Origin of the sequence: Acidithiobacillus sp. AMEEHan (assembly GCF_030996345.1) — a bacterium.
Lineage (GTDB): Bacteria > Pseudomonadota > Gammaproteobacteria > Acidithiobacillales > Acidithiobacillaceae > Igneacidithiobacillus.
Map to the genome: position 1 here is coordinate 1,555,144 of NZ_CP118747.1, position 13,556 is coordinate 1,568,699.

14 protein-coding genes are annotated in these 13,556 nt (G+C 58.6%); 8 read left to right on the plus strand and 6 right to left on the minus strand.

All coding sequences use genetic code 11. The annotated features are described in order from the left end of the window. Genes ORD17_RS08050 through ORD17_RS08060 form a run of 3 tightly spaced genes read left to right on the plus strand, consistent with a single transcriptional unit; the run spans position 1 to position 4,813 of the window. On the plus strand, positions 1 to 2,493 hold the full coding sequence (locus ORD17_RS08050; protein ID WP_308387846.1) for a VWA domain-containing protein: 2,493 nt from the start codon (positions 1 to 3) through the stop codon (positions 2,491 to 2,493). Beyond that, positions 2,490 to 3,671, plus strand: a complete 1,182-nt coding sequence (locus ORD17_RS08055; RefSeq protein ID WP_308387847.1) for an acetoin utilization protein AcuC — start codon at positions 2,490 to 2,492, stop codon at positions 3,669 to 3,671. The genes ORD17_RS08050 and ORD17_RS08055 overlap by 4 nt, the downstream gene beginning before the upstream one ends. Continuing rightward, positions 3,668 to 4,813: an aldo/keto reductase gene (locus ORD17_RS08060; RefSeq protein ID WP_308387848.1), complete on the plus strand. Its 1,146-nt coding sequence runs from the start codon at positions 3,668 to 3,670 to the stop codon at positions 4,811 to 4,813. Before ORD17_RS08055 ends, ORD17_RS08060 begins: the two co-directional genes overlap by 4 nt. Before the next feature lie 229 nt (positions 4,814 to 5,042). On the opposite strand, the gene ORD17_RS08065 is transcribed toward ORD17_RS08060, so the two are convergent. After that, the gene (locus tag ORD17_RS08065; RefSeq protein WP_308387849.1) at positions 5,043 to 5,627 is read right to left on the minus strand and encodes a TM2 domain-containing protein; all 585 of its coding nucleotides are present in this window, start codon (positions 5,625 to 5,627) and stop codon (positions 5,043 to 5,045) included. Positions 5,628 to 5,708: 81 nt separating this feature from the next. Between ORD17_RS08065 and ORD17_RS08070 the strand changes: the two genes are divergently transcribed. From ORD17_RS08070 to ORD17_RS08085, 4 genes are read left to right on the plus strand one after another with little or no spacing between them, the layout of a single operon-like run. Further along, positions 5,709 to 6,644: a selenium metabolism-associated LysR family transcriptional regulator gene (locus ORD17_RS08070; RefSeq protein ID WP_308387851.1), complete on the plus strand. Its 936-nt coding sequence runs from the start codon at positions 5,709 to 5,711 to the stop codon at positions 6,642 to 6,644. Then, positions 6,641 to 7,396 (plus strand): GMP synthase, encoded by a 756-nt coding sequence (locus ORD17_RS08075; protein ID WP_308387853.1) that lies wholly within the window; start codon positions 6,641 to 6,643, stop codon positions 7,394 to 7,396. The genes ORD17_RS08070 and ORD17_RS08075 overlap by 4 nt, the downstream gene beginning before the upstream one ends. Beyond that, positions 7,393 to 7,749: a hypothetical protein gene (locus ORD17_RS08080; protein WP_308387854.1), complete on the plus strand. Its 357-nt coding sequence runs from the start codon at positions 7,393 to 7,395 to the stop codon at positions 7,747 to 7,749. The genes ORD17_RS08075 and ORD17_RS08080 overlap by 4 nt, the downstream gene beginning before the upstream one ends. Next, complete coding sequence (locus tag ORD17_RS08085) at positions 7,749 to 8,378, plus strand: VTT domain-containing protein (protein WP_308387855.1); 630 nt, start codon at positions 7,749 to 7,751, stop codon at positions 8,376 to 8,378. Before ORD17_RS08080 ends, ORD17_RS08085 begins: the two co-directional genes overlap by 1 nt. A 9-nt stretch (positions 8,379 to 8,387) precedes the next feature. On the opposite strand, the gene ORD17_RS08090 is transcribed toward ORD17_RS08085, so the two are convergent. The 3 genes from ORD17_RS08090 to ORD17_RS08100 are packed head-to-tail and all read right to left on the minus strand — an operon-like array spanning position 8,388 to position 10,374. Beyond that, positions 8,388 to 8,783, minus strand: a complete 396-nt coding sequence (locus tag ORD17_RS08090; RefSeq protein WP_308390077.1) for a DUF805 domain-containing protein — start codon at positions 8,781 to 8,783, stop codon at positions 8,388 to 8,390. Between the two features lie 29 nt (positions 8,784 to 8,812). Further along, entirely contained in the window at positions 8,813 to 9,682 is an 870-nt protein-coding gene (aguB, locus tag ORD17_RS08095; protein ID WP_308387856.1) for an N-carbamoylputrescine amidase, read from the minus strand. 41 nt (positions 9,683 to 9,723) lie between these two features. Beyond that, complete coding sequence (locus tag ORD17_RS08100; RefSeq protein WP_308387857.1) at positions 9,724 to 10,374, minus strand: thioredoxin fold domain-containing protein; 651 nt, start codon at positions 10,372 to 10,374, stop codon at positions 9,724 to 9,726. Between the two features lie 295 nt (positions 10,375 to 10,669). On the opposite strand from ORD17_RS08100, the gene ORD17_RS08105 reads away from it, so the two are divergent. Beyond that, positions 10,670 to 11,788 (plus strand): C40 family peptidase, encoded by a 1,119-nt coding sequence (locus ORD17_RS08105; protein ID WP_308387858.1) that lies wholly within the window; start codon positions 10,670 to 10,672, stop codon positions 11,786 to 11,788. A gap of 57 nt (positions 11,789 to 11,845) precedes the next feature. Here the strand turns inward: ORD17_RS08105 and ccsB are convergent, their stop codons facing one another. Further along, entirely contained in the window at positions 11,846 to 13,009 is a 1,164-nt protein-coding gene (gene ccsB, locus ORD17_RS08110; protein ID WP_308387860.1) for a c-type cytochrome biogenesis protein CcsB, read from the minus strand. Positions 13,010 to 13,183: 174 nt separating this feature from the next. Continuing rightward, the gene (locus tag ORD17_RS08115) at positions 13,184 to 13,528 is read right to left on the minus strand and encodes a hypothetical protein (RefSeq protein ID WP_308387862.1); all 345 of its coding nucleotides are present in this window, start codon (positions 13,526 to 13,528) and stop codon (positions 13,184 to 13,186) included. Between the last annotated feature and the right edge of the window lie 28 nt (positions 13,529 to 13,556).

A 13,556-nucleotide genomic window follows, 5' to 3' on the forward strand; every position in this document is an offset into this window, starting at 1 on the left:
GTGTCTGCTGCCAGCGAGGAGATCCTCGAGCATCTCGAAGCGATCAGTTTTGTAGCCGGTCGCGACGCTCGAGCAGCCCTGCCCGCTGTCGAGGCGCTGGGCGATGCAGCAGTTCTGCGGTATCTGGAGACGGGTCGAGATCTGTTTTTTTACGATCGCGAAGCGGGCAAGGCCTTTTTCCATGCAACTGCGGCTCTGGTGCGTGCCTTTGGTGGTCTCGACCCGTGGTTGGAACAGTCGCGCGTCTTTCTCACCCAGCGCGGCACCTTTCGCGCAGCAGTGGGGTATTTCGAGCAAGCCGCGCAGGTTCGCGAGGAATACGGCGTAGCCGGAGAGAAGATCTGGTATGAGGAAGGCGCGGACTGGATCGACCGTCATGTCGATAGCGCTGCAGCGTATTTTCGCACGCCCATAGCCCGGCTCTTTGGTGCCTATGCGGCCGAAGACCTGCGCATCCTGCTGGCGCCGGCACGGGAATTGGCCAAGGGTCGTCTGGGGCTGGCCAGCTATCTCGAGGGCGCGATCAAGGTGCGTGCCATTTGTGGGCTGGAGGGGGTGCAGGACTGGGCGCTGCGCGGTCGCGACATTCTTGCTGCCGGTCGTATCCGGGGCGAGGCCTGGTACAAACTCGAGAGCGACGAGGCCCGTGCCTTTTTGCTGGAGGTCTTGCCGGGCTTCCGCATTGGTCCGCACAAGCGTCTCTTCGCCCTGCTTTTGCAGGCCTGGACGGGGCTGCACCTGCCCTTCGAGGACGGCGACTGGAGTGTGGAAGGAGGACGCAGCTTCCTGGAAACCGATGGGCGCAGTCTTTTCGTTCCCGCAGTGATGCCCGATCGAGAAGAGGCCATTCTTGCCTTCTATCACACCGGCGCCCATCTGGCCTTTGGTAGTTACGACGAGGAGGCCATTCGCGCCTTGTTCCGGGAGATCGGCAGCGAGCATCCGCCCCTCGATGCCGACCAGCGCATCACCTGGCGTCCGCTTTTTGCCCAGTTCGGTGCGGATCTGCTGCGCTTTCAGTTGATCTTCGATATCTTGGAAGATTTGCGCGTCGATCTCGCCATGGAGCGGGAAATGCCGGGGTATTTGGCGCGGCTGTTGCGCGCCGCGGGGCAGCGAGCGCTGCCCCCGGGTGCGGCCGGGGCCTACTGGCGCGAAGCCCTGCATCTCACTCGTCTAGCGGCGTCCGCCCAGCTTCCGGCGGAGTTGGCCATTCTCGCATCTCCGTCTGCGGGTATCCTCGACGCCTTCCGCTTGGCGCTGGCGCGCTACGCGCACACCGAGCTTCCTCCCATCACTCTGGCGGAACGGGCGGCAGCATTCCTGCCCGGACACTCCCCCAATGCGGCACGCCCGGTCTACCCTCGTAAACAGGGTAAGAGTGAGGCGGTGGAGATGGACGCCGGGGGACAGCTCGGTGCAGCCGGCCACAAAGAAAAGCCGCGCGAGGCGCCGCAGCAAGCAGAAGGCAACGACCCGGATCTGGAGATTCCGCCCGAGGACATTCAAGGTACTGGCGGTCGGGTAGGAGTGGGGATTCCCATGCCTGCCAAGGTCCATGGCAGTGGCCGCGCCGTAAAAGGCCCGAAGGGTGGTTGGCCCTACAAGGAGTGGGACTATCGGCAGGAAAAGTACAAAGATCACTGGGCGCGGGTACACGAGCGCAAACTGCGGGAGCATGACGAGGCACGAGCGGTGGAGATTGCTGCGGAATATGACGGCACCATGCGCCGTCTAAAGAAGGCCCTGCAGGCACAGAAGCCCACGCGCATGTCACCTCTGCGGCGACAAAAGGAGGGGGAAGAGCCAGACATTGACGCCGCCGTACAGTTTGTCGTCGAGCGGCGCGCCGGGCAGAGCCCCAAGGCCAATATCTACCGACAACGTCGGCCCTTGCAGCGCGATACCGCGGTGCTCCTGCTTGCCGATCTCTCCACTTCGATCATGGCCGAGGCGGCAGATACCGGCATCCGCGTCGTCGATCGTCTCCGCGCGGCCATGCTGCTCTTTGGCGAGGCCTTGGTCGAGGTAGGTGATCCCTTCGCCCTCTATGGCTTTGCCAGCAAGTACCATCAGGAGGTATTGCTCTATCCGATCAAGCGCTTCGACGAGCGCTTCGACGCGCGGGCGCGGGCGGTCCTCGGGGGCTTGAGCGGACGTCTGGCGACGCGTATGGGAGCGGCGATTCGTCACAGTACCCGCCAGTTGTTGCGCAGCCCTGCACAGCGGCGCTTGCTCCTGATCCTCTCCGACGGCCGTCCTGCCGATTATGACGATGGTGGCGATCCCCGTTATCTGCAGGAAGACACGCGTATGGCGGTGCGCGAGGCGAGAGAGCTGGGGGTGCATGCCTTTTGTATCAGCCTTGACCCACGCGGTGGCGACTATCTGCCTCTGGTCTTCGGGCAGGGGCATTATCTGGTCCTGCCCCAGATCGACCACTTGCCGCAGCGACTCCCGGAAATCTATCTGCGTCTACGAGGCCATCGATGAACGAGGCTCGGCTCCTGCGGGAGCGGATTCCAGCAACGCGTCCGGCGCTCTTCGTGGGGGCGGCGCGCTATCGGCGGAATAGCTACGGCAGAAATCATCCCCTTGCCATTCCGCGCGTGTCCTTGACCCTGGATCTCATCAACAGCTATGGGGCGATGGGCTCGGCGGAGTATCGCCTGGGCCGGCCCGCCAGCCATATCGAGCTCTGGGGCTTTCATACCCGCGAGTACATTCAGGCCTTCGAGAAAGCGCAATTTCGCGGTCGTGTCACCGATCAAGATCGCCGCGTCTACCAGCTTGGCACCTTGGAGAACCCCTGTTTCCCGGGATTTTTTGATACCCCCAATCTCGCAACGGGGTCGAGCATCCAGGCGGCGGAGTTCGTCTTGCAGGGGCAGACGGCCTTCAGTCCGGCGGGAGGGATGCACCATGCCGCGCCCCATCAGGCGCGCGGGTTCTGCTATTTGAATGATCCCGTATTGGCCATTCAGCGATTGCGCCGTGCGGGTCTGCGGGTACTGTACTGGGATCTCGATGCGCACCATGGTGATGGGGTAGAAGCGGCCTTCGTCGCCGACCCCGAGGTACAGACCGTCTCCATCCACATGGATACTGCCTATGCCTATCCTTTCCAGGGCGGTGGCCTGATGGACCAAGCGGGTGGCGCCGTGAACCTGCCGCTGCCGCCGGAGGTCAACGACAGCGAGTACCGGCAGGTTTTTTCCAGCCTCTGGCCGCGGGTGCTGGAGGCCTTTGCTCCCGATGTGGTGGTGCTGCAGGCGGGTACCGATATCCTCGCTCCCGATCCGTTGAGTAAGTTTCGTATCAGCAACGTCTTTTTTTGGGAAATGGCGCGGCGCATCGTCGCCGAGAGTCCGCGTTTGTTGGTACTCGGAGGGGGCGGCTATCATCCCATTGCCTTGGCGCGTTGCTGGACCGGCCTTTGGGCCATCCTCTCCGGCCGGGAGTTGCCCAACGCCATGCCTGCCACTGGTCGTACGTTGCTCGAAGACGTGGAATGGGAACTGGATGATGAAGATGCCCCGGATTATTCGCGTCAATTCGAACGCCTCGATGACCTGCCCCATCAGGGCCCGATACGACCGGAAATCAGCGAGCGGTTGCAAATCCTTTTGCGACAGCATCCCCTTTTTATCGATAGGAGAGTCTGGGCATGAGTGAATCCCCTGATTTGATCCCTGGCGCCGCCAACAGTCTGGCGACCAAGAAGTACGCCGAACGTTTTGTTGCCGCGGGCCTGCCCGAGGGACACTACAGCGATTTCCTCAATACCCGTATCAAGCTCTCTTCCCTTGGAGTAGGCACCTTCCCCGGCGCCATCGACGAGGTAACGGATCTGGCGGTGGCTGCCATCGTGGTGCAGGCCCTGCAGTCAGGAATCAATGTGATCGATACCGGCGCCAACTATCGCTATGGGCACGCGGGACGTGCGGTGGGTGCCGGGATTGCCAAGGCCCTACAAGCGGGGATCAAGCGAGAGGAATTCTTTGTTTTGGGCAAGGGGGGCTTTCTCACTTTTCCCAACGGGAAACCAGATAATCTCGAAACCTTTTTTGCTGAGGAAGTCGAGGCCAAAGGACGCGGCAAAAAAGAAGATCTTGCTCACGGTATCCACTGCCTCAGCCCAGAATATCTCCTTTGGCAACTGGATGAGCTGCGCGCGCAGACCGGTTTGGCAACCCTGGACGCCTTCTTGGTGGACCAACCCGAAGTGCAGATCCCCGTCATTGGCAAGGAGCAGGTCTACCGTAAGCTGATCGATGTTTTTGCGGCCCTGGAGGGGGCGGTGGCGGAGGGCAAACTGCGCTACTACGGAATTTCCACCTTCAACGCCTGCCGGGTAGAGACTGATAATCCCCTGTTTCAATCGATGACCAGCCTGCTGGGCCTGGCCGAAAAGGCGGCGGGGGAGGGCAAACGCCACCACCTGCGCATCGTTGAGCTGCCCTTCAACGCCCTGATGCCCGAGGCCTATACACGTTTCAGTCAGGTGACCGGCCAAGGTAACATCGCCTCCACCATTCAGGCAGCCTATCAGCTCAAACTGACGGTCATGGCCAGTCACCCGCTCGGCAAAGGGCTTCTCGGGCGGGAAGAGGTGCCATCATTGCAAGAGGCCATGCCCGAGCTGGCCAACGCTGCGCAGCGCGCTACGCAATTCGTCCGCTCGACGCCAGGAATTGCGGTGACTCTGGTGGGGATGAGCAATCCCCTGCACATGGCTGATTTCCTCGCCGTTGCCAAACAGCCACCCCTGGAGAAAGAGCGCTTCCTGGCCATGTTCGAGAAGGAGAAGTAGGGTCTAACCACAAGGCGAAGTCTTTGCGTGGCGTTACTGGTTGCCAATGTGTTGGTAGGTCTGATGCTTTTCTTCGCCATTATCATGTTAAATGCAAGCGCGATAAATCAGCGGGTTGCGAGAGAAGCCGAGAGAATCGGGCCGTTTTTCGCAAAACATAAGTAGTTGGGTTGAATTTTGCTTTCTCCCACGGCAGCGGCCGCCATTATCGGAGCAGGGGACGCGTTTCCTATGGCTGATCGGAGTCAGTTCCCTTTTTCTTTCTACTGATCTCGGTGAGGAGGCGCTCTTGTTCGGCAAAGGACATGCGGCGGCTGCCGGCGGTGAAGCCCTTGCTCGTTGCACCTGGTGCGGCCGGATGACCAGCGCGCTCGCTTTCTTTGATGTTCCGGTATTCCCGTAATTCCTTCTCCCACTGCTGGCCGGCATCGAGATTTTCCGGGCGTCCTTGAAAATCTTTGGGTGCTGCCGGCGTTTGCTGGGCAAACCACGCGGCCTTGCGTTGCTCGCGGTTGAACCGGCTGACCCAGTTGCCCAATTGGCGCAGGTCGATCAGGGCGAAGAGCAGCATCAATACGCCAAGGCCCAGGGGAAACGACCATGGCAGTGTCAGAGCGAGGATGACGACCACCAGGCTGGCCATTGGATAGAGCCAAGCCAGCGGCTGCTGCAAGTAGAAGCGGTGTAGGCCCAGGAAAAACCCCAGCCAACTCAGATAGGCGGTAGAGGTCTTCTTCTGCAGTCGTTGTAATCGAATCTGCACGCTCTGCAGCCCCTCGCCCTTGAGGTCGAGTTTCTCCCAGGCTTTCGGCACCAGTGATTCTCCCGGAAAATGTGTTGAACCGCTCTGATATTACCCCTAAACTCTGGCAAAGTCGCGAGCGACAGGAAAAGTATGGCAGATAGAAGATTGCAGGTCTTTCACACGGTGGCGCGTCTGTTGAGCTTCACCAAAGCGGCGGAGACTCTGCACATGACGCAACCGGCGGTGACCTTCCAGGTCAAGCAACTGGAAGAGCAGTTCAATACCCGCCTCTTCGATCGTACCCACAACCGCATCAGCCTCACGGAGGCGGGCATGGTGGTGTACGAATACTCGGAACGGATTTTATCGTTGTATTCAGAAATGTCCAACCGTGTCGGCGAGATGACAGGAGACCTCCGCGGCCATCTCCTGATCGGCGCGAGCACGACGATTGCCGAATACATGCTGCCGCGCGTCTTGGGCGATTTCAAAATGAAGTACCCGGATGTCCAGGTGCGGCTGCACGTCGGCAACACCGACAAGATCGTACACATGATTGAAGACAACAGCATCGATCTGGGTCTGGTCGAAGGGGTGGTGACCAATAAGAGTCTGGCCACGCTGAAGTGCTGCATGGACAACATGATCGTCATCGCGCCGGCGGATCATGTGCTGGCGGAACATCAGACGGTTTCGCCTCGAGAGCTGCTCGACTTCCCCTTCGTATCGCGAGAAGAGGGTTCTGGCACCCGGGAAGTCACCATGGAATATCTCAGTCAGGAAGGTGTCGATCCCCAAGATCTGCATATCACCATGGAACTGGGCAGTCCGGAGGCGGTCAAGGGTGCCGTAGAGGGTGGCTTGGGGGTTGCAGTTGTCTCTGAGGCGACGGTCCTCAAGGAGCTCGCCCTGGGTTCGATTGTCGCCCGTCCGCTCGACCCGCCGCTGGCGCGACCCTATTTCTTCGTCTACCAAAAGCAGAAATTCCGTAGTCTGGTGATGGACGAGTTCCTCGAATTTTCCAAAGAGCGTTGTGCCAAGGACTTCCTCAGCTTGCCAAAGCAACGCGGGGTGATCCGATCATGAAGCATTTTGCCGTCGTACAGCATAGTTATTCAGAGTTCTTGGGCATTATCGAGAGCCAGCTGGAAAAGCGGGATATTGGATTCAGTTATTTCCGCGTCTTTCTCAGCCAGGAGTTGCCGAGTAGCGCTCTGACTTTTGACGCATTATTTCTGCTTGGTGGGCCCATGTCGCCCATGGAGCAGGACAAATATCCTTGGCTGGAACAGGAATTACAGACCATCGGTGCCTTTCGCAAGGCTGGACGTCCCATTGTCGGTTTGGGACTGGGAGCGTTGCTGATCGCACAGTATGAAGGTGCGGAGCTTAGCTTGGAGCCTTATCACAATGCTTACTTCACGACCGCGCACGCGACCGCTGCCGGGCGTGACGATCCACTGGCGCGGGCGGTCGATGGACGTCAGGTCATGGTGTGGTCTGCGGGTACTGCCAAGTTACCAGAGTCCATACAGCCCCTGGTAGTCGATGATGAGGGGCGCTGGATTGCCTTCCGACCGAAGGACGGCGGCGCCATGGCCATGCTCTTCCGCCCGGAAATGAAGCCGGGCCTGATTGAAGACATACTCATGGAAGAAGATCGGGAAACCCCGGACAATATTGGGGAGTTACTGGCGCAGGCGCGCGAGCTCTGGCCCGAGATGCAGAAGACCACGGATCGAGTACTGGTGGCCTTGGTGCAGGAACTTTCCTTGATGTCCGAGAAGCGGAAGCCACGGGTCTTTGCTCTCAACGTTGCCCCAGCCGAGAAGTCATGAACGCCTATGAGCGCCGCTTACTGCGCGTGAGTCGTAAGCTGGATGATTCGCAGCGTGAGCAATTACTGACTTTCGCCGAGTTTCTCGTCAGTCGCAGGAAGGATACCGCAGCCAACGCCAATCCTACCCTGCATGAGCCTCTGCCGATTCCCGCGCGGGAGGGGGAGACAGTGGTTGGGGCCATCAAACGTCTGCGCGAGGCATACCACATGCTCGATGCCAAATTGATGCTCAACGACACCGCCTCGGTGATGTCGAAGCACGCCGTCGGTGGCCTGCCCGCAGAAGAAGCAATCGCTGAGCTGGAAAGCCTTTTTCTGCGCCATTACGAGCGCTATCGCGACGAGCCTTGATGTTGCACCTGCTGCAGGTGGTCCTGCATTTCGATCAATGGCTGGCGCTGTTTTTGCGAGAATATGGGGCATGGGTCTATTTGGGACTCTTCCTCATCCTCTTTGCCGAGACGGGGCTGGTGATCATGCCCGTATTGCCCGGTGACTCCATGCTTTTTGTCTGTGGCACTCTGGCCGGAGCGGGCCATATGTCGCTGGCGATCCTGATTCCTTTGCTGGTTTCCGCGGCAGTGCTGGGAGATGCTCTGAATTACAGCTTGGGCCGACGTTTCGGGCCGCATCTGTTTTCGGGTCGCTGGCGTCTGCAGCCCGGTCATCTGGCGATGACCGAGGCCTTTTATCGCAAGCACGGTGGCAAGGCCATCATCATTGGCCGCTTTTTGCCGATCATCCGCACCTTTGTGCCTTTTGTTGCTGGTATTGCGCGCTTGCCCTGGGCCCGTTTTACCTCTTTCAACGTGGTCGGCGCCGTCCTATGGATCGTTGGTCTGCTCCTTGCTGGGTTCTTTTTGGGCAGCTTACCTTGGGTAAAGGCCTACCTGACTCCATTCCTGTTGTTGATCATCCTGATTTCCTTGCTCCCGGCGATTATCGCCTGGCTGCAGAACCGGCGACGGGCGTCCGTGTAGGGCGTATGGTCAGGGCGTAACGTTGTCGTAATACGGGCCATATTTTTCACCTGTTGCCCGCGCTGGGAAAATATACAAAATCAAAAGGATGAGTCCACCGATGTACGGTAGGAGGTTGAGCAGCAGTAGCCAAGCTGAAAGCCCAGCGTCATGTAGGCGACGTGCTTGCGCGGCGAGATTGGGTAGCAATAGGGCAAGCATGTATATTGCGTAGATTGCGATCACCAGGCCGCCGAGTACGGAATTCTCTCCAGCGGAGAACGCTCCGATGAAGCCGGCAAACAGAGCATAAAGCATAACAATAAGAAAATTGGCAAGGGTAAACCACCAGAATTCGGCACGGGACATGCGTCCATCAAAGCGGGCATAATTATGAAAAACTGCGTGGCGGAAAGCGGTGATCATGCGCACGTCGGTCTCCTTTCTGCGGAAAGTCAATTACCAGTTTGGCCGTCAAAACTGCAAATGGGGGCATAGAGATCGGGGCGCCGGTCGCGGAACAGTCCCCAATCGATGCGCTGGCGAGCGATGGCCTGCAGATCCAGGTCGGCGTGTATGAATCCTTCTTTCAGATCAGCCTGGGCCAGGAGAGCACCCGTACCGTCGGTAATGAAGGAGCCGCCGTAGAAAGTGATGCTGGCGCTCTCCCCATCCTCTCTGCCAACGCGGTTGGCGGCAATGACCGGCATGACGTTGGCAGCGGCGTGACCCTGCATGGTACGTGTCCAGTGGTCGCGACTATGGATCTCGGGCGCCATGGGCTCTGAACCGATGGCGGTGGGGTAAAGCAGTATCTCCGCCCCCTGCAAGGCGAGGATACGCGCCGTTTCAGGAAACCACTGATCCCAGCAGATGGCGACACCAAGCCGACCATAGCGAGTGGAAAAGACCTGAAAACCGGTGTCTCCAGGACTAAAATAGAATTTTTCCTGATAGCCGGGACCATCAGGGATATGCGCTTTGCGATACAGACCCAGGTCGCGGCCATCGGCATCGAAGGTGACGAGGCTATTGAAATAGGCGTTGCCGGCGCGCTCAAAGAAACTGACAGGCAGCACGACCGCAAGTTCGGCCGCGAGGGCCTGCATGCGCAGCAGTGCAGGGTCATCCGTGCGGGGGCGGGCAAGGGCAAAAAAATCGATGTTCTGATCCTTGCAAAAATATGGGGTGCTGAACAGTTCTTGCAGGAGAATGATGTTAGCGCCGGCGGCTGCTGCTTGGCGCACCCAATGCTCGGCCTTGGCAATGTTGGCGGAGCGCTCCTCCGAAATCGCCATCTGTATGGCAGCCACCCGTACTTGCATGATTCCCCCGCGATTTTCCTTCGCCGAAGGATACGTGGGGGCTACTGAGCTGGCAAGCTCTTACCTTGCTCCGGGATATCCTTCAGGACGTCACGCAGGCTATTTGGCCCGAGAGCCTTCTGAACGACCTGATAGCTACCGTCCTTTTCCGGGTAGATCATGGTGGGTACGAGTTTCTGCCCGATGCTGGTCAGCAACGCAAGGTTGTCTTTGAGGATCTTTTCACTGCGGGCATCGGGAAGTACTTCGGGTACGCCGCCGAAATGTTCCATATTGAACTTCTTTTCATTTTCGAGAATGGCTGCAAGAGGATCCTTCGCCTGCAGGATATAAGCGGCCTTTTCCTCACTGCTGCCTGGATCCAGAAACCCGACCAGCAGGTAGCGTACCTGCAGATGCATCGGTTGGATCAGGGGTTGGAGCTCATCGATGAGTACATGGCAATAAGGACAGTTGGGATCGAAGATCACATAGAGCACGCGCGTACCAGTCCCTTGCGCGATCCAGTGGCTGTGTCCCAACTGCGACCATACCTTCGCCGGGACTGCGCCAACCCGCGCAAGTGCCGAGCCAGTGACCAGGAGCAGACTCAGCAGAGTGAGGGCGAAACCTAGCCGGATACTTTTGTAACCCTTTATAATAAATATAGAATTCATCAAAACGCTGGACCAGAAAGCTTTGCGCGTCGCCACAATACACCTCCCCAAGAACAGGTCCCTCAGGAAGAAGCAGGATTTGCGCCAGCGGAACTTTTTTCTCCTGTTTCGGGGGCTTACAGAGGCTTGCGTGATGGAACATTTTCGCCTAGATTCCCAAAGGAGAGTTATGGGGCATTCGTGTTAGTTATGGCTAATACAGTGCATCGGGTGTAGGGAGGCGACCTGCCGTCGTGGCGTGGTGCGGTGTGTCGTCGGGGTGTGTCTCTGCCTGTGGTTCTCGCGATAGAACCCATGCAGCGATGCTTCCAGAGCGTTTGGAGGAAACGCAATGCGTAGAAGTTTGTTGGGGGTGGCGGTAACGCTGGCGGTATTTTTTTCGGGAACGGTCATAGCGCAGGCGCATACCGCGACGCGCCATCACGAAGGCACCAAACACTTGCATGCTGTTGTTGACCATCACCGGAAAACGTACGTTGTGCATGAGCGCTGGCAGCATAAGCCGCGGGTCGCTGGGCTAAAGGCCTATCGAAAATCCCCCGCGGCCAAAGTCGTTGCTGATGCTGTGGATAGTCAGTCGGCCAGTTTCGATAGCCTGGCTCCAAGCGCCTTACAACTGATGCACCTTTCCCCTGTGCCTTTCGCCGGGGTGGGTGCTGCACCACAGCCCAACCCCCTGCCACACTATTCCTTCTCGCGCCCCATCCCTGACGAAGTACACGCAGTGGATTCGGCGCACTTCATCAACGCCTCCCTAATCCTCGACAAAGTGGCAGACAACACGCCTGCGGCTGCCGTTCCGGCGGTCAAAGCGAGTGAGGCCGTGGCCGTGACTCCGGCCGAAGGAAATGCCGAAGCGTCGCGCCCGGGTGGAACCCTGGGTGTTGCCTTGCAGATGCTCGCCAGCCAGGCCTACTACTGGGCGAGCCACCCTCTGGAGGCGTTGCAGCAGGAAGGGGATTTTGCTGGCGGAGAAAATGCCCGATCTGAACTGCGCAATGATGTGGCTTTGGCAGCTCAGGACGCGACGGCGGAAGCTGCCTCCGACAATGGCAGCTGGCTTTCACCGCACGGTCTGGTTTCCGCTGCTTTGCGTTTTATCGGTGCGCCTTATGTGTGGGGTGGGACCAGTCCGCGCACGGGCTTCGACTGCAGCGGATTCGTGAAGTACATCTTCGCCAAGTTTGACATCTTCGTGCCGCGTACGTCCTACGCGCAGGCGGCCAGCCTTCCGGCAATCCCCCGCCGGGACCTGAAGCCGGGCGATCTGGTCTTTTTCAACACCATGCATCGCGCGTTTTCTCACGTTGGCATTTACATCGGTCATGACAAGTTTGTGAGTGCACAAACGCCGGCTACGGGCGTGCAGGTAGCCAGTCTTAGCGACCCCTACTGGGCCGCGCGTTTTGATGGTGCACGTCGGCTGCCGCACGGGGTCAGCTTTTCCTGATGTCCACCTAATGAGAGGCGAGGCTTGCTGCCTCGCCTTTTGGGGTGCCCTTGCGCTTCAGAGTTTCCCGTAGGAATGGAGACCGCCCAAGAAAAGATTGACGCCAATGAAACAGATGGTGACGACAATGAGGCTGATCAGCGCCCACCAGGCCATCGGGCGTCCATGCCAGTTTTTCTGACTGCGCGCATGCAGAAAACCAGCGTAATTCAGCCAGACGATCAAAGCCCAGGTCTCTTTTGGGTCCCAGGACCAGAAACCACCCCAAGCCTTTGCCGCCCAGACCGCTCCGAGGATGGTGCCGACCGTAAAGAACAGGAATCCGAAAGCGATGGTCCCCGAGTAGCTGCGCTCCAGGATTTCCAGACTGGGCAGCCGATCACGCAAAAAACCCCCCCGTTTGACTGCGCGCTCCTTGAGCAGGTAGGCAAGACCGGCCATGGCAGAGATGTAGAAATTTGCGTAGGCAACAAACATCGAGGGTACGTGGATCTTCATCCAGAAGCTTTGTAGTGCGGGAATCAACGGCGCAATGCGGTCGAGGTGATAAGCCGCGCCCACCCAGAACATGAAGATATCGGCAATCAGCACCAAGGGCAGAACAAACGCTCCCAGGCCACGGCTCTGGCTCTCTTCTTCATAGTACAGGTAGAACAGGATGGTCATGGCACAGAACAAGGCCATGACATCGTAGATGTTGCTGACTGGAATGTGCCCCCAACTCGGGTGTCCGATGTAGGTTTCCCGCCAGCGAATGGCGAGCCCGGCGAAGCCCAAGGCAGATCCAACCCAGGCAAAGCGTTGGCCCCAGCGTCCGCCAGTCTCGCTCCCGCGAAAAAGGTAGGCATAGTAGCCAACGGCACTGCAGAGAATGGCGACGCTCATCCAGTCAAACATGGCGTTGCTGTGGAGAAAGTAGCGCAGAAGCAGGCTATCCCCATTCCGGTAGCCGAGGCCATACAGTCCTACGCCAACACTGGCAATCGCCAACACTGCCAGAGTGAACAAACGAAAGTGCGGCCATTTCAGGCCGAACCACAATAGACCGGCGTACCACAGAGCGAGGATGATATACTGCCACATCCAGAACTGTGCCCGAAAAACGACCCAGATGCCGAGGGCGCCAGCAGTGAGAAAGACCGTCCAGGCGAGATTTTGTTTGAAATTGCTCGGAAACGTTTTGTCATAACGTGTATACTGCTGTTCGAGTTGAACAGACATGATGCGGTTGCCTCCCTGTTTTGCTATTTTGCTTGCAACCTGTAGCAATTCTGGGACCTTAGGATGGATATCCGCAGAATCATGCTTTGGAGTATATAGTCGAGTCTCGGCTGGGCCGAGCCGCACAGTTTGGCTCGAAAAACTGCCCAGGTCGGGACAAAAACAGCGGTGACGTCATTGCGATGGCGCGCTGCTGTCATCCAGGCGGGCCAGCAGGCGGAAGCCGCCAATCATGCCGGCGATACGCTGCTGCAGTTCTGACTCCCAGTCTGGCCCCAAGGGCCACGACTTCCCGCGAGTGTGACGGGAAAGTTCCAGCTTGTCTGGGCTTCGTCCATCCAATAGGATCAACAAATCAGGCCAATTTCGATCCAGGTGCTCATGTCGCGCTTCCAGCCATCTTCCGCCAGACTGTTCGGCCAGCGCAACCGCGCGCTTGGCGACTTCCGGGTGCTGTTCGTGCAAAAAGACCATGCGAGCGCGGCGCTTGTACATGCCCGGCAGGGTAAATCGCGCCACTGCTTTTGTCGAGGCCTCAGGTGGGCCG